14 protein-coding genes are annotated in these 16545 nt (G+C 55.9%); 9 read left to right on the top strand and 5 right to left on the bottom strand.

The window, feature by feature from the left end:
• The 3 genes from rdgB to DL88_RS06355 all read left to right on the top strand — a co-directional run bounded on the left by rdgB (position 1) and on the right by DL88_RS06355 (position 3177).
• Complete coding sequence (rdgB, locus tag DL88_RS06345) at positions 1-666, top strand: RdgB/HAM1 family non-canonical purine NTP pyrophosphatase (protein WP_051955666.1); 666 nt, start codon at positions 1-3, stop codon at positions 664-666.
• A 199-nt stretch (positions 667-865) separates the two neighbouring features.
• Positions 866-1183: a hypothetical protein gene (locus DL88_RS06350; protein ID WP_034993509.1), complete on the top strand. Its 318-nt coding sequence runs from the start codon at positions 866-868 to the stop codon at positions 1181-1183.
• Positions 1184-2322: 1139 nt separating this feature from the next.
• Positions 2323-3177 (top strand): phytanoyl-CoA dioxygenase family protein, encoded by an 855-nt coding sequence (locus tag DL88_RS06355; RefSeq protein WP_034993511.1) that lies wholly within the window; start codon positions 2323-2325, stop codon positions 3175-3177.
• 506 nt (positions 3178-3683) lie between these two features.
• Here the strand turns inward: DL88_RS06355 and DL88_RS06360 are convergent.
• Positions 3684-4124, bottom strand: a complete 441-nt coding sequence (locus DL88_RS06360) for a hypothetical protein (RefSeq protein ID WP_156970966.1) — start codon at positions 4122-4124, stop codon at positions 3684-3686.
• A gap of 218 nt (positions 4125-4342) precedes the next feature.
• Between DL88_RS06360 and DL88_RS06365 the strand changes: the two genes are divergently transcribed.
• Positions 4343-5155 carry a DUF6502 family protein gene (locus DL88_RS06365; RefSeq protein ID WP_051955667.1) on the top strand — a complete coding sequence of 271 codons (813 nt, stop codon included), beginning with the start codon at positions 4343-4345 and terminating at the stop codon, positions 5153-5155.
• Positions 5152-6651, top strand: a complete 1500-nt coding sequence (locus DL88_RS06370; RefSeq protein ID WP_051955668.1) for a DUF5666 domain-containing protein — start codon at positions 5152-5154, stop codon at positions 6649-6651. The genes DL88_RS06365 and DL88_RS06370 overlap by 4 nt, the downstream gene beginning before the upstream one ends.
• Before the next feature lie 354 nt (positions 6652-7005).
• On the opposite strand, the gene DL88_RS06375 is transcribed toward DL88_RS06370, so the two are convergent.
• Complete coding sequence (locus tag DL88_RS06375) at positions 7006-9390, bottom strand: ATP-dependent helicase (protein ID WP_051955682.1); 2385 nt, start codon at positions 9388-9390, stop codon at positions 7006-7008.
• Positions 9391-9752: 362 nt separating this feature from the next.
• Here DL88_RS06375 and DL88_RS06380 point away from each other — a divergent pair, with 362 nt between their 5' ends.
• Together DL88_RS06380 and DL88_RS06385 are read left to right on the top strand one after the other, a co-directional pair.
• Positions 9753-10700, top strand: coding sequence for an aldo/keto reductase (locus tag DL88_RS06380; RefSeq protein ID WP_034993518.1), 948 nt, complete (start codon positions 9753-9755; stop codon positions 10698-10700).
• Between the two features lie 75 nt (positions 10701-10775).
• The gene (locus tag DL88_RS06385; protein WP_034993521.1) at positions 10776-11708 is read left to right on the top strand and encodes a restriction endonuclease; all 933 of its coding nucleotides are present in this window, start codon (positions 10776-10778) and stop codon (positions 11706-11708) included.
• Between the two features lie 121 nt (positions 11709-11829).
• Here DL88_RS06385 and DL88_RS06390 read toward each other — a convergent pair whose 3' ends face one another.
• The 3 genes from DL88_RS06390 to DL88_RS06400 form a co-directional block, all read right to left on the bottom strand.
• A complete protein-coding gene (locus tag DL88_RS06390; protein WP_034993523.1) occupies positions 11830-12048 on the bottom strand; it encodes a hypothetical protein in 219 nt (72 codons plus the stop codon).
• Positions 12049-12188: 140 nt separating this feature from the next.
• Positions 12189-12593 (bottom strand): bromodomain-containing protein, encoded by a 405-nt coding sequence (locus DL88_RS06395; RefSeq protein WP_034993525.1) that lies wholly within the window; start codon positions 12591-12593, stop codon positions 12189-12191.
• 407 nt (positions 12594-13000) lie between these two features.
• A complete protein-coding gene (locus tag DL88_RS06400; RefSeq protein WP_034993528.1) occupies positions 13001-14305 on the bottom strand; it encodes a UDP-glucose dehydrogenase family protein in 1305 nt (434 codons plus the stop codon).
• A 518-nt stretch (positions 14306-14823) separates the two neighbouring features.
• Here DL88_RS06400 and DL88_RS06405 point away from each other — a divergent pair.
• Both DL88_RS06405 and DL88_RS06410 read left to right on the top strand, forming a co-directional pair.
• On the top strand, positions 14824-15162 hold the full coding sequence (locus tag DL88_RS06405) for a hypothetical protein (protein WP_034993531.1): 339 nt from the start codon (positions 14824-14826) through the stop codon (positions 15160-15162).
• A 273-nt stretch (positions 15163-15435) separates the two neighbouring features.
• Entirely contained in the window at positions 15436-16500 is a 1065-nt protein-coding gene (locus tag DL88_RS06410) for an NAD-dependent epimerase (protein WP_034993533.1), read from the top strand.
• Positions 16501-16545: the final 45 nt, after the last annotated feature.

Raw genomic sequence — 16545 nt, forward strand, 5'->3', positions numbered from 1 at the left:
ATGCCGCTGTCTCCTCTTCCTTCCGGTTATACAGGCGGCGGCGACCGGCTTGTCATCGCGACGCATAATGCGGGCAAGTTGCGCGAAATGTGCGAATTGCTTGCGCCTTATGCGGTAGAGGCCATTTCGGCGGGAGCGCTTTCCCTGCCGGAGCCTGATGAGACCGGCACGACATTCATAGAAAATGCACTCATCAAGGCGCGCTCGGCGGCGGCTTTATCACGGCTGCCGGCATTTGCCGACGATTCTGGTCTCTGCGTCGATGGGCTTGAAGGCGCGCCAGGCCTGTTTTCGGCCCGCTGGGCCGGAGAGAGCAAGGATTTTGGCGCCGCCATGCGCCGGATCGAAACGGAGCTGGGGCAAAGAGGCGTTCAGCCGCCATGGACTGCGCATTTCGTCTCTGCGCTTGCGCTCGCCTTTCCCAGTGGCGAAACTTTTTCTTTTGAAGGAAAGGTTTACGGGACATTGGTGTTTCCGCCGCGCGGAACGCAAGGCTTCGGCTATGATCCGATTTTTCTGCCCGAGGGCTTCGAGCGGACCTTCGGTGAAATGGACCAGCAGGAAAAACACGGAATCCCTGCCGATGGTTCCCAGGCGCTTTCGCATCGGGCCCGCGCATTTCAACATTTTGCCCGCGCCTGTTTGACGCATCCCTCCCCTGATTGATTAGAAAAAAGCCGATCCGTATATTGCGCTGCAAAATCACTGATCGCGCGATCAGGTCGAGGGAGGCAAAGGTTTTTCAATCTTCTCCCCGGCATATGAGCAATTGCGCATCTTGTACGGTTGCACTGCGGCAAATTGCGTCTAGCGGCCATTTCATGGACCGGAATCGTGAGCTGTCGGCACGTGGAGAAGAGGCATCATGACGTCTTCAGTCTGGCAAACCAAATTCGGTCCGCGTCGTGTCCGTCACGACCCGCCGACCCTGAAGGAGGCGATCGTCGCAGCTCAGGGATTGACCGACCAGCTTAATGAGCAGATCGAAATCGCGGCTTCGCTGATGGATATGCCCGAAAGCGAAGTGCGCTCGGAAATTCTGAAATCCGCTGCGCCACGGAATTCGGGCCAGATCATCCTGTCGAAAGGCCGGGAGCGTTCGGTTGGCCGGACGGTGATCGTCGAACGCAAACCGGCGCGGCGCCTGGTCGGAGCGACCAAGCCTTCACTTTCATCTTCCTGATCCCTGCTGGTTACTCGCGCGATCCCTATCTCGGTCGGGCTCGGCGGGGTTTGACGCACTCTGGTCGCATCCGGACGGTAGTGCTGGAATATGTGACCCTTTCTCAAGGTCTTGGCATCTGCGGCGATTCACTTCCGAGTGAAGAATCCTCAGAGCATCCCTTGGAGCATCGCTCGACAAATCGCCCTCACGAGTGATGCTCTTTCTTTCAAGACATTGATGTTCCCGAAAAGCGATCTTTGCTTTTCGGCGTGACGCTGGCGCGTTTCGCATCGTTCCAGAAACGCTCCCCTCGAAAAATCAGAGTATTTTCAGAAATATGAAGATACGAAGTAATTCAATGGCTTGCGCAAATGCTTTGAATGTGGATTCTTCTGGCCACATCTCGTTTACCTCTCGACAGCCCTGATTCTCCGTAGGAAGCGAAGTCTGGCAGCATTTCAGTCACTGGCGCTGCCCGGCTGGAAAAATCTGTTCTGCGTCAGGGCCTTGCCTCAAAATTCCTCCGGACATTTTCTGCCGAATTTGATTTAGTATAAATATATTGTTGTTTTATAAGGATTTTCTTCAAATTTTTCGTTGAAACCTCCGACCATCCGTGCCAGATATCAATGGCCGATAGGGCTGAACTGGAGCGGGGCGCGGGTTTCATCCGATCCCCAGATCCCGCTCCTATCGCCATTCGGTCCATCGATACGATCGGAACATTCAATCGGCGCCAAGGGATCCTCCCAGTTTTGCCGTTGGTGTTTCTCCCCATTCGTCCCGTGCGGTCTCCGCTTTGCCGGTTCACGACGGAATGGGTCGATATTGACAGGTCCCTGAGAGGTTTGAACGGGTGTGACGGTCGCGCATAAGACCCTATGAAAAGGCGCTTGATCTGTATATTTTTTTATATAGTATTGCCATGAGCGCATGCTGCTCCGGCATCCTGCCCGAAATTGCACCATTCGGGATTGTCTCGATGCCGAGACAATAAGGAGAGCGTCGGATCGCTGTCCGGCGCTCCCATCGCAGACAGGGTGCATCTTTTAGCATTGTTCCCTACGCGCCGGGCCTCGCACCGGATTGGGGGAGGTGTGTGCCTGAATACGGCTTCGTATACGAGTGCTGTTCTTTAAACTGTGTCAGGAAAGATCATGCAGAAAGATTGGCGTGAGGATTTCAGTACCCAAGGCTATGTCATTTGCAAAAACATCCTCCCGCCCGATCTGATCGATGAACATCTGAAGCAAGTGTTGGCTTTATGTGCCCGTTTCGGTGTGGTCGATCTCGAGAGCCTTGTTTCCCTGCCGATCGAAACCGACGATGCCTTTATGGCGGCAATGCTTGATCTGCATTATCGTAACGAACTGGCGCGTAAGCTGATCTTCAATCGCATCATGCGGCGCGTGCTTGCCGAGCTGTTCGGAGCAGAGCCGATTCTTTCCTTCGCCCGCAGCTCGTTGTGGGAGCCGGGAAACATGCGGGCGCATGTCGATACGGCCTTTCGGTCTCCGGATGCGCCCTATAGCGTATGCCGCACATGGTGTGCGCTCGAAAATATCGATGCCGAAAGCGGCCGTTTCTATCTGATTCCCGGTAGCCACCGGACATTGATGCCAAGACTTTACGACGAAGTGATCGCGGAGAATCCGGAGCTTCAGGAGCTTTCGCGGAAGTTGGCCGATGAGCCGGAGAACTGGTGGCGTCTGTTCAGCCGCGGCTGGCCGAAGGTCAATGCGAAAGTGCCTGATCGTATTGATGGCAATCAGAAAGTGTCGTTTGAGATGAACAAGGGCGATGTGATCTTCTTCAATCCTGCTGTCGTGCATGGCACGGTGGATTGTCTCGATCCGAAAGGCGATCGCAAGGTCATGATCTGTGAATGGACGACGCGCGAGGCCTGGAATGCATCCGGCTTCTCCCGTCCGTTCTACGAAGAACCGTCCGTTTCCGATGCGGAGGATCTAGAGGAAGCCGATGTCATCGCGCGCGTTGCATTTGGTCGTTGATGATATTTCCCGGATGGGACGGAATGTAATCGTCCGTTCCATCCACATACCTTACGATCGATTGGAATCGCACACATCACGATAAGACGCTTTCGGATGCTTCCGAAACGCTCTCTTGACAAAAGATCGTTGATTTTCATTTCCGTGCCAGCGTCATCCCCATCGCGAAGCGGTTTCATCGAAACGGTAATCCGGTTCTCGGCGACGAGGGTTATTCCGATTTCCAAGTCCCAATGAGCGTGGCTCATTGGGACACACCTTCGCTGGAACTTGCTTGCATGACTGTCGGGCGGCGGTTCTCAGACCGGATTTCACTGTGTCCAAAAGCTTGGAATCGATGCAACTTGGTCTTGGTCTCCAGGCGCCATTTTGTTTGCGTGCGGAACGACAAAGCCCGGTTCATTCCGGAATGGATATGAGATTGCCCTGAATGAGCCTGCGGCAATAAGCAGGAGCGGATCGATTAGGATCCGCCGGGATCGTTCAAGTCTTTGTGATACGGACTATCACGGGCGGGGTGATTGCGGCTCGAGGCCGCCATATTGGCATGAACCGATTGAGCCGCATAAGGCGTCGATCGGCCTGTATTCATCCTCTCCCGAGCCGAAGCCGAACTCGAATTTCTTGTTCAGGATGACCATGGTATCGTCTGAGGGATAAAGCCCTGGCGCGTAAGCGGCGACGGTCAGAAGTGTGGCCACGATGGCTAGGAAAAACAGGCTGCGTATCAGCCCGGAAAAATGGGGTCCGCGATTGGGGCGGAGCCGGGCAAATTTACGCGTTTGTGCAGAATTCTGTTTCCTATCGACGATCGGCGACTGGGACTGAGATGCGCCGGTCTTGAGGATGCGAATCATTGCTTTTGCCTCGTGTGGGTATTTATCCCACAATACAGGCTGCAACAGTGGAGGGTCAAGCTCAGCAATAGAACCGCTTTCATTGAACATCCTTCGCCGCGATCTTTCTCGTGACCGCTTGTCAGCGCAATTTTCTCCAGACACGGGTTCTGGCATGAAAGGTGATCAGCGATTATAGAAGGTCCGAATATTTGCCCGCATCGATTTGTGGGATTGCGTCCCACAAATCGATGCGGCTATTCTATCATGGATGATAAAGCTTTAACGGAGCAGGTGTGGCTCGACCCGACGATTCGTCTCTTGACGCGATGCGGCTGCATGCCCCGCTGGCGCGCCTGTTGAGACCTCTGGTGCGTCTGTTCATCCGCACAGGCATAACCTTTCCCGCTCTTAGCCAATTGCTGCGCGAGCTTTACATCAATGTTGCGGAGTATGATTTCGCCTTGCCCGACAAGGCCCAGACGGATAGCCGCGTCAGTCTGCTGACCGGTATTCATCGCAAGGAAGTCAGCAAGTTGCGGGGCGCCGGCGCACCGATCCATAATACGCCCGCAACGCTTTCCTGGAGTAGCCGGATCATCGCCCATTGGCTTGCTGCCCCCGCTTATACCGACGCTCTCGGGGCTCCACGGCCGCTTCCGCGCAGCGGCGAGGCGCCTTCCTTCGAGGCTCTGGTCGCATCCATCACCAAGGATCTGCGCCCGCGTGCAGTGCTTGACGAATGGCTCGACCGCAATCTCGTGTCCATTGACGAGAATGGTTTCATCCGGCTCGAGGAAAAAGCATTCCTGCCGCAAGCCGGCAGTGAACAGCAGCTCTATTATTTCGGCCGCAACCTTCATGATCATATTGCTGCGTCCGTCGAAAATATCGTGGGACAGGCGCCGGTCTTTTTTGAGCGTGCCGTGCATTATGATGATCTGTCTGCGCCGCTCGCCGCGCGCCTCGAGGCGCGCTCACGCGATCTTGCAATGAATGTCCTGCAGGATGCTAATCGTGAGGCCCATGCGGCCTATGAAGAAGCGCCTGGGGGCGACTGGCGCTGGACCTTCGGTATTTATATTTACCGTGAGAAGGTCAAGCCGGAGCCTCAGGAGGACAGCGGAAAGGACGCGTCTTGAAGAGCGGGCTTTTCCTGTTACGGCGCGACTTTACCCGTCGCGATTGGCTGACGCATGCCGCAACCAGCGTCGCCGCCCTACTCATGGCGCGTGGCGAAGGAATTTCCGGTCCGCGTGATCAGGGGATCGGCGGCACTGGCGTGACGGAAAGCACCGGCGGCGCCTCTCAGGGAGGCTCGTCAAGCAGTCCCCTGGGCGATCGCGGCATTGGCGGCACCGGGGTGGTTGGGACGATCCGGCGTTTCGGTAGCATTTATGTCAATGGGCTCAGGATCACCTATCCGGAACAGGTCACCGTCAAAATCGACGGCATGCCGGCGCGTCCTTCGGATTTGAAACTGGGTCAGGTCGTGCGTGTTCTTGCCCGCGAAGAGGGCAGCGTCTTTTCGACCGGAAGAATTGATGTCGCCAGCGAAGTCGTTGGTCCGGTCGGCAGCATCCAATCCCGCAAAAGCATGAGCGTGCTCGGGCAGAAGGTTTCGACCATCGGGCTTTCCAAAAATGCCAAATTCCGCGTCGGCGATACAGTGGCTGTGAGTGGATTGCGGCGTCCCGATGGTACGATCGTCGCGAGCCTGGTCGAGCCCCGTGCGCCGGACTCTCAGCGGATCACAGGTCCGGTGGAACGTGACGCCGATGGGCTGCCAAGGATTGGTGACTTGCGCCTTTCGGGATTGGACCCGGCGCTCATTGGCCGTCGTGCCGTCATTTCCGGAGAAATGTCCGGCGATGCTTTCAAGGTGCGTTCGGCTGCTCCTGAATCCGCGTTGTTTGATGGCCGACCCTCGCGCCTCTCACTGGAAACCTATGTCGAACGAGACAGGGGAGGGCGGCTGAGATTCGGCTCCGGCTGGGATCTCCAAGGCGGCCATGATCTTGTGCTGCCGCAAGGTGGAGGACCGCAGCGGGCAGTGGTTGTCACACAGGTGGATTCGCGCGGGCAGGCGGTGATCGACGCAATACACCCCATCACCCCTTCCGGGCTCGGCCCCGGCCATATGGATCAAGGGCATTTTGGTCAGGGACAGATGGGCCGGGGGCCAAGTGGACAAGGACCGAACGGATATGGGTCAGCGGGCCACGGTTTGAATGGGCCGGGAGGCCAGCCAGCCTATCAAGGTGGCCATAATGGACCGGGGTTTGGCGGAAGCACGCAGAATGGTTTCGGCAGAAATGGTTCGGACCCGCGCAATTGGGGCCGCGAAAATCAAGCGGGGCCGATGACCAGGCCTCTGACGCATCCCACCGATGGGAGCGGAATGAATGGAGGAGGAGCCGGCGGTTTCAACCAGGGCGGCGGAATGCCCAATCGAGGTGGGGATCATTCAGGATTTGGCGGGCCAAACGGAATGCGAGGGCCGCAAGGACCCCTCGGCGGGCCACCGACTGGACAGAATGGCCCGCTTGATGGAATGCGGCCAAATGGTTTCAATCCAGGTGGTTTCGATCCTGGCGGAGGCGGCGGATTTGGCGGAGGTGGTGGCGGTCGGCGATAGCCTATTCCAGGAAACGGGTCCCAGCGAGCGGGTTTCTTCTCATGGGGACAGATCGGATGCTGTAAGGCGCGGTCTCGATTCGGCTGGAGATGGCGAACGGATTGATTATCGCTTGGAAAAGGTCGTGGTCGTGACAAGCTTCGCTCATCCCAAGTCTTCGTGATCCCAACTTGTTGGGGTCACGAATATTCGGCGAAAGCCGCGGCGCCGCCCACGCGGGCGCAAAGTCTCAATGTGTCATTCTCACTTAGACTTGGTATCAATGGCATCGTTCTTGAGAGTGAAGCCCCTGGCGCGAGAGCATATTCGGATATTTCCGAACTGCTCGACTGGGCAAATGCTCTAAAAATCCGCTCACCCGGCTTGCAGAAAACTCTCCAGCACCATCTTGCGCCCGGCCTTATCGAAATCGACAGTTAATTTATTGCCGTCGACGGCAACGACGGTTCCCGGACCGAATTTGATGTGAAACACCCGCGCGCCTTGCGCAAAGGCCGAGCCGGCGCTCGATTTAGCGACCAACTCGCCCTCGATCTGCAAAGGCCCGCGCCGCGCCGTCTTCTGGCGAAAATTGTCCTGCTGCTTGCTGTTGCTTTTACCGCCGCGCTCGCTCTCCTGGTGGCGGCGTGCCCGCTGCCAGCCCGGCGTGGCATAGGACGAGCCATAATTATCCATATTGGCGAAGCGCGATTGCGCATAGCCACCATAGGCGGTGCCGGATGCGGCCTCCCGCACTTCGACTGCATCGGGGGGCAGTTCGTCGAGAAAGCGGGAGGGAATCGTCGTCTGCCACAGGCCGTGGATGCGTCTGTTGGTGGCGAAATAGATGGCGAGCCGCCGCTTGGCGCGGGTAATGCCGACATAGGCAAGGCGGCGCTCTTCCTCGAGCCCGGCGCGGCCGGATTCATCAAGCGAACGCTGATGCGGAAACAGGCCTTCCTCCCAACCCGGTAGAAAAACCGTCTCGAATTCAAGACCTTTGGCGGCATGCAGCGTCATGATCGAGACGCGGGGGCCGCCTGCCTGGTTCTCGGTATCCATGACGAGGGAAATATGTTCGAGGAAGGCGCCGAGATCGGGGAATTCCTCCATCGAGCGGACGAGTTCCTTCAGATTTTCGAGCCGGCCTGCCGCTTCCGCCGTGCGGTCGCGCTGCCACATATCTGTATAGCCCGATTCTTCAAGAATGATTTCGGCAAGTTCTCCCTGGGGTTTCAGTTCGATCATGCCGCGCCAGCGGGCGAAATCCTCCAGCAATGCGCGCAGGGTCTGGCGCTGTTTCGGCTTCAGCTCCTCCGTCTCTATCATGAGTGCTGACGCCTGCATGAGCGGGATCCGCTCGCGACGGGAGAAATCATGGAGCAGCTGCAAGGTGGCATCGCCGAGGCCACGTTTCGGCACGTTGAAGATACGCTCGAAGGCGAGATCATCGGCGGGCTGGGCGACGCAGCGCAGATAGGCAAGCGCATCGCGGATTTCGGCGCGCTCGTAGAAACGCGGGCCGCCAATGACGCGATAAGGCAGGCCGAGCGTGATGAAGCGTTCTTCGAACTCCCGCATCTGGAACGACGCGCGCACCAGAATGGCAGTCTGATCCAGCGAGGCGCCTTCGCGCTGCAATTGCTCGATCTCCTCGCCGATGGCTCGTGCCTCTTCCTCGGAATCCCAGACGCCCGTCACGACCGGCTTGAGACCCGGCGCATCATCGGTGAAGAGGGTTTTGCCGAGCCTGTCGTCATTATGGGCGATGAGATGAGCGGCGGCTCCGAGAATATGGCCGGTCGAACGGTAATTGCGCTCCAGCCGGACGATTTTGGCACCTGGGAAATCGGTTTCGAAACGCAGGATATTGTCGACATCGGCACCGCGCCAGCCGTAGATCGACTGATCGTCGTCGCCGACGCAGCAGACATTGTGCCGCCCCTGCGCCAGAAGCCGCAGCCAGAGATATTGGACGCTGTTGGTGTCCTGATATTCATCGACCAGCATATAGTGGAAACGGTCCTGATAAAGCCGCAGGACATCGGGATTCTCGCGCAAGAGTCGCAGGCTTTCGAGCAGCAGATCACCGAAATCGGCTGCATTCAGGATTTTCAGCCGTTCCTGATAATGCGCATAAAGCTCGGCGCCCTTGCCGTTGGCGAAGGCCTCAGCCTCGCCCGCAGGCACATGCGCAGGATCGAGACCCCGATTCTTCCAGGCATCGATCTGATAGCTGAGGCTCCGCGCCGGCCAGCGCTTCTCATCGATGTTTGCGGCCTGCAGCACCTGTTTCAACAGACGAATCTGGTCATCCGTGTCGAGGATGGTAAAGGTCGACTGCAGGCCGACGAGTTCGGCATGACGGCGCAGGATCTTGGTCGAAATGGCGTGGAACGTGCCGAGCCAGGGCATGCCTTCCGCGACCGCGCCGACGAGTGCTGCAACACGCTCCTTCATTTCGCGGGCGGCCTTGTTGGTGAAGGTCACGGCGAGGATTTCATGCGCCCGTGCCCGGCTAGTTGCCAGAATATGCGCAATGCGTGTGGTCAGCACCCGTGTCTTGCCGGTTCCCGCGCCGGCAAGAACCAGCACCGGCCCCTCCAGAGCTTCCACCGCCTCACGCTGCTCTGGATTGAGTCCGTCGAGATAGGCGAAATTCTCCCGTCTCGCACGCGCGCGATCGGCGATACCGCCGGGCTTGGGCGCGGGCGCGTCCAGAGGAAGGCCTCTGTCGGGAGGGGAGGGAGGAGGTGTCAATGCCGGGTTGTCCTGTCGAAAAGAGCGGGCTCCATGCCCCGCGGAGCTTATCGAAGCCCCGAACTTATCGGAAACCCGGAACATAATGCAAACATCGTCTCTTGGCGTCTCCTGGATGGCATCAAAATGCCGTTGCCCTCCACCGGCCCACCACCGGTAAGACTACAAGCTGGCGTTTTCCCATTAGAATGCGGAAAAATATCGAAGTTGATCTCCACCTTAGATGCAGAAGCTTGTCCGAGACTGGAGCAGAGCCGCATCCTGTCTTATAAAGAAAAAGACATTTTCATGGATTTCGTCCGCGTCCGAGAGAAGCGCGGAGGGGATGGAACGGGGCCTTAATCCGGCAAAGCGGGGGAACAATGCAGAAACGCAAACTTGGAGGATCGGGCCTCGAAATCGCTCCGCTGGTATTAGGCGGCAATGTGTTTCGCTGGACCGCCGATGCCAAGAGTTCCTTTGCGATTCTCGATACATTCATCGATCGCGGTTTCAATTGCATCGACACTGCCGATGTGTATTCGACGTGGGTTGAAGGTCATCAGGGTGGTGAATCCGAGGGGCTGATCGGTGAATGGCTGGCGCAGACCGGCAAGCGTGACAAGGTCGTGCTCGCAACCAAGGTCGGCGGCGATATGGGAGCCTTCGGCAAGGGGCTGTCGAGGACCCATATCATCCTTTCGGTCGAGGCGTCGCTGAAACGGCTACAGACCGATTATATCGATCTCTATCAGGCGCATTTCGATGATCCCTCGGTGCCTCTCGAAGAGACGCTGGAGGCTTTCGACAGCCTCAAGAAAAGTGGCAAGGTCCGTGCGATCGGCGCGTCCAATTATGTAGCCGAGCGTCTGAAGGAAGCGCTGGGCATGAGCCGAGACAAGGGTTTTGCGCCCTTCACCGTGCTGCAGCCACATTACAATCTCGTCAACCGCTCTCTCTTCGAGGGTGCGTTGCAGGATCTGTGTATCACCGAAAATCTCGGCGTCATCCCCTATTACGCCTTGGCGGGTGGCTTTCTCACCGGCAAATATCGCTCGGTGAAGGATCTCGAAGGCAGCGCGCGGGCAGGCACGGTCTATCATTATCTTGATCCACGCGGCCTCGATATTCTGGCCGAGCTCGACAAGATCGCCGGGCGTTTGAACGCGAGCGTGACACAGATTTCATTGGCGTGGCTGTTGGCGCAGAAAGGCGTTACCGCGCCGATCGTCAGTGCGACAAGCCTTGCACAGCTTGAGGATCTGATGTGGTCCGTGGATATCAAGCTCGATAACGAGGCCTTGCGGCGACTCAATCTTGTGAGTGCGTAATACCGTATTATCCTACATCTGACGACAAGAAGATAATACAGTTACAAATAAGTAACTATCCCAAGGGAAATTTTTGTGGCCATCCCTGATTATCAATCTCTCATGTTGCCAATTCTCAGAAATGCAACCGAACGTGATGTCAGCATACCAGAAATCGCTGACCGTATTGCCGATGAGTTCGGGTTGACACAGGATGAGAAGGATAGCCTGCTGCCCTCTGGAAAACAACGAATCCTGCATAATCGCATGCACTGGGCTAAATTTTATATGTCGAAGGCGGGACTGTTGGATAGTCCACGCCGAGGTAGATTTATTGCGAGTGCGGATGGACGAAAGGTTTTGGCTCGAAACCCCAGTCGAATCGATTTGGAAACACTTCTAAATTATCCTCTTTTTCGTGAGTTCTACAAAGGAAATGATTCCGCTTCTCCATCATCTCTGTCTTTGTCAGAAGACCTTAAATCTCCATCAGTCTCTATGGTAACACCAGAGGAGCAAATTGAGGCTGCGTATCTTGACATACTGTCTGCGCTTCAAGCGGATTTACTCGTCCGCATTCAGCAAAATTCGTCGAACTTTTTCGAGGAATTAATTATCAGTCTTCTTGTAGCCATGGGTTATGGAGGCTCCCATCGCCATGCGGCACAACAACTCGGTCGTTCGGGTGACGGGGGTGTGGATGGTGTCATTAACGAGGATCCGCTTGGACTTGACCGAGTTTATGTACAAGCAAAACGGTATGCTAGCGCTAATGCTGTTAGTCGTCCTGATGTGCAGGCCTTTGTGGGGAGTCTGGTTGGGTTTGGTGCGACAAAAGGCGTATTTGTAACCACGTCTTATTTTAGTTCGCAGGCGTGTGAGTATGTTCGTCACTTGTCACAAAGGGTCATTCTTATCGATGGTCAAAGACTGACCGATTTAATGATCGAACATAATGTTGGAGTGCGTATTGATCGAGCGGTTGAGATTAAACGGATTGATGAAGATTTTTTCTTAGGGGAAGACTAATTCTGTGAAGAACTTGTTGAATGTAATGTATGTATGATGAGCTAATAGTATTCTATGTAATTCTTGCAAAGAAAGATGTTTTTCTAGCCTGTGAGATAAGCTCAATTTGATAGCGGCTGTGCTATTCTTGTAGTATTGCTATCCCATTATCCTCCGTCGTATCCTTCCAGGTGAGGATGATATCGTCCTGCTCGCGTTCCGTCAGGCGGTTGAAACAATCGAGCGCATAGAGCGTGGCCTGTTGTGCCGAGAAGCGTTTGACGAGTCCGGTGAGATTGACATTTTTGTAGGTTGGCGTCCGTTCGGCCTCGACAAGGATGTGCTGAATCAAAATGTCCATGATCTGTCTCGCTGAGGAACTAATCGGGAGCATTTTCTGACAATGTTGCATCGCTTCGCCATGCTATTACATTGAAAATGCTCCCATTTTCTTGAGGAGCGTTTTCGGGGAAATCGGGAACGATCAGAGGTTGCGCGGGGTCAGGGCTGCCGGGCGCTATAGTCTTCGAGACTCATCGTGGTGAGGCGGCTTTCGACGAACCGCATCCAGCGTCCGTAGAGCATCAGGGCTTTCGCATTGATGGCCTTCGTGTCACCACCTGGAAATATGTTCCCATTATGGGTAATATTTTGCGCTAGATCCGTGGCGGCTGCAATCAATTGCCTGGCATTGGCGCCGGACAGGTTTTTGTGCAATGTCTCCAGCAGATGAGGATGGCGAATGAAAGCCTGTGCTCTTTTCTTGGTGGCCGTCCGGATTGATCGCTCTGCGTTGCAGCGCAATCTTGCGAGGCGTGCGGGTGAGGTGGGCCGGGGTCCGAATTGTTCGTCGAATTCGGCGATCGCTGCCTGGATTTCCGAAAAGGCGCTGTCTTGGTCGAGCATGGATTGGTTCCATCGAGAGGATGGAACAATGATCCCCAAAATGGGTATCATGGTCAATAGTGGGCATTAATATAAATTAATTATATTTCGATGCCGTGCAAAAATCACCGCTCGCAGCACCGGAAAACGACCCGCGTCAAGTGGGAAAAGTATTCTACTTCATAGAGTTATGCTAAGGTATCTGATCTGAGCAGACGGGCGAATTTTGCTCTTCTCTGCGATCTGTCAGCATCGAGAGATCGCGGAGTACTTTACCTGCCTCAATCCTCTCGTGACGTTGGCGAGGATTACTCGCATTCCATGACCAATGACCCCAATCCGCCTATGCGATGAATGCAAAAGAATCAAAAAAAGGGCGCCGTCAGCGCGGCGCCCTTTGAATGTTGATCTTTTCCTGCTTCGGATGCCTATGCGCGGCCGACGCTCGTGTAGCTGAACGCCTGGCGACGCACTTCCTCCGGGTCGTAGATATTGCGCAGATCGACCAGGATCGGCTGTTTCAGGAGCTTCGTCATGCGTGGCAGATCGAGCGCGCGGAATTGCTCCCATTCAGTGACGATCACCAGCGCGTCGGCGTCAGTCGCGCAATCATAAGGATCCTTGGCGTAATCGATCTTATCGAGGACGAGGCGTGCCTGATGCTCGCCTTCGGGATCATAGGCGCGGATGATGGCGCCATTATCCTGCAGCGCGGTGATGATCGAAATGGCTGGTGAATCGCGCATGTCGTCGGTGTTCGGCTTGAAGGTGAGGCCGAGAATGGCGATGGTCTTGCCGCGGACGGAACCGTCGCAGGCGGCGAGGACCTTGCGCGCCATGGCGCGCTTGCGCTGGTCATTGACGGCGCTGACCGTCTCGACGATGCGGATCGGCGCGCCATAATCCTGCGCCGTCTTGATCAGGGCCTGGGTATCCTTGGGGAAGCAGGAGCCACCATAGCCCGGACCGGCATGAAGGAATTTCTTGCCGATGCGATTATCAAGGCCGATGCCGCGGGCGACATCCTGCACATTGGCGCCCACCTGTTCGCAGAGATCGGCGATCTCGTTGATGAAGGTGATCTTGGTGGCGAGAAAGGCATTGGCCGCATATTTGGTGAGTTCCGAAGTGCGGCGGTTGGTGAATACGAAGGGCGCCTGATTAAGATAGAGTGGCCGGTACACTTCCTTCATGACGGCTTCCGCGCGTTCGTCCTCGATTCCGAGTACGATGCGGTCCGGCCGCTTGAAATCCTCGATCGCCGCGCCTTCGCGGAGAAATTCCGGGTTAGAGACGACGGCAATATCGGCGTCGGGCCGCGCTTCCTTGATGATTCGTTCGACCTCATCACCAGTGCCGACGGGCACGGTGGATTTGGTCACGACGACAGTGAAGCCGTCGAGCGAACCGGCGATGTCGCGAGCCACCTGATAGACATAGGAAAGATCGGCATGGCCATCGCCGCGCCGTGACGGTGTGCCGACGGCGATGAAGACCGCCTGCGCCTCGCGCACGGCCGTTTTGATGTCTGTGGAAAAGAAAAGGCGCTGCTGCCGGACGTTAGTGGCAACCAGTTCCGCCAGACCGGGCTCGTAGATCGGCATCTTGCCGGCATTGAGAGAAGCGATCTTGCCGGCGTCCACATCGACGCAGGAAACGACATGACCGAAGTCCGAGAAACAAGCGCCAGATACAAGACCTACATACCCAGAACCCACCACCGCTATATGCATGTCTGTCCCCAAGGCCTAGCTGAAGTCATCAAGCCCTCTATAGCATCGGAAAAGCGATCAGGCCATGATCAAGCGAGAAGACATTTTCCGATTTTTCGAGCCATCAAAGATTATTTCACGAGATTACCATCTGGTTGGATATTCGGCTGCCGCCGGTTCTTTCATCGCGACTCGCTATACTCGACGGAATCGCCCTCTGAAAGGGGGCCGCAATTTTCGAAAAGATCGTTTAATGCCATAATGTTATTTGATCAGGATGGCTGGCCGGAAAGGTGCCGCCATTGCGAGCGTTTCGGATGTATCCGCACCCATTCCATTTGAAAATTGAAGCGTTTTCAAAGCAGTGGAATTGCGGGGTGATTCAACATTATCGGAAAATGGTGCGGCCGCCTTGGTCATTCAGACTATATTTTTTGGTCTTCAAGGCTTTGCGCGACCATTGCGGAAAGGGAATTCCGGGTGAAGGGCGCGGGCAGGGCGCTCTATTGAAGTATTAGTGAACGCTGGAATACGTTCCTATGGCTTCGAACCGCTCCATGACAAATCGAGGGCATTTTGGCTTTTCTGCTAAACCCGAAAAAACGCCTGGCTCGCCCTTTGGAACCCACTCTCTCCAAAATTCCAGCTTTCCGAAAATCCAGACGGGAAGGAGATCCAAAGGTGAGGATTTCTATCCGGCGGCCATCGCGCGAGAATCGCTCGTCGCGCGGCAGCGGAACCTTGTTTCAGGAAGATGCGGCTTTTTCATGAAGCGGGAGGTTTGCGGATTGGTGAATCCCAACCTCAACTCAAGAGCCAATTTCCCGCCGGAAGAGGATATCCATTTCAGGAAGGGTTCTGGAATCACGTTTCATTGATCCTCTTCCCCCCAGGGGATCCTCCTCCTCTCCACGCCGGTGCGATGCAGAGAGGGCATAAGGAGGTGTGAAACAGCATTGAGGAAGCCATTCGGAAAAATGATCCAGTGCGCGCGATACTGGCTATTGTGTGGCCACGGTGTTAGGGCCTGCCTCACGTGCCTTCTCGGGCGAACTGGTGTATTGTCGTATCCAATTATTCATTATGCTTCAAACTGCAGTGACCCCCCGCGCATTTCATGACCGCACTTTTGGGACAAGACGGAGAGCGTCATGATCGATGAGCAGAGGCCGATCCTCGTGACCGGAGCGGCGGGCTTTATCGGCTCGTTCCTGGCGGCAAGGCTGCTTGATGAAAATCGTGCAGTCGTAGGCATCGATAATCTCAACGATTATTATGATCCGGCGCTGAAGCGGGCGCGGCTCTCCTGGCTGCTCCCGCGGGAAAATTTCCGTTTCCTCGAAGGCGATCTTGTCGATGCGGATTTCATGCGGCAGGTTTTCAGCACCTTTCGGCCGCGGATTGTCGTCAATCTGGCGGCTCAGGCGGGGGTGCGCTATTCGCTCGAAAATCCTCGTACCTATGTCGATTCCAACATTGTCGGCTTCCTGAATGTTCTGGAAAATTGCCGGGCGACGGGTGTCGAGCATCTGGTCTATGCCTCGTCGAGTTCGGTTTACGGCGCAAATCCGGTCATGCCTTTCTCGACGCGGGACAATGTCGACCATCCCCTCAGTCTTTATGCGGCCACGAAGAAAGCCAATGAATTGATGGCGCATTCCTATGCGCATCTTTACCGTCTGCCCGTCACCGGCCTGCGGTTCTTCACGGTCTATGGCCCATGGGGACGGCCAGATATGGCTTATTTTCTCTTCACACGGGACATTCTTGCCGGAAAGCCGATCGACGTGTTCAATAATGGCGATCTTTCGCGCGATTTTACCTATATCGATGATATCATCGACGGCGTCATTGCGGTCATGGAGAAGATTCCGGCCGGCGATCCCGATTGGGCGCGCGACGGGGCTTCCCCGGCGTCGAGCACCGCACCATACCAATTGTATAATCTCGGCAATAATCGGCCGGAACCTCTTCTCGATATGATCGAGATTCTGGAACGCGTGCTTGGGCGCAAGGCCCACAAACGTTTTTTGCCGCTGCAGCCTGGCGATGTTCTTGCGACCTGGGCCGATATTGACGATTTGAGAAAAGCAACCGGCTTTTCACCCAAAACGTCTCTCGCGGAAGGCCTTGAGCGTTTTGCGACATGGTATTGTGATTATTATGGAACACCAGCCAAGGCCGGCGGAATATCTGCCGCGGGTCCGGCTGAATGACGAGAGTGGGACGGACCGGGTAACCCCTGGAATTGCCTTGCAGGC

The organism is Beijerinckia mobilis (genome assembly GCF_000745425.1).
Classification (GTDB): Bacteria; Pseudomonadota; Alphaproteobacteria; order Rhizobiales; family Beijerinckiaceae; genus Beijerinckia; species Beijerinckia mobilis.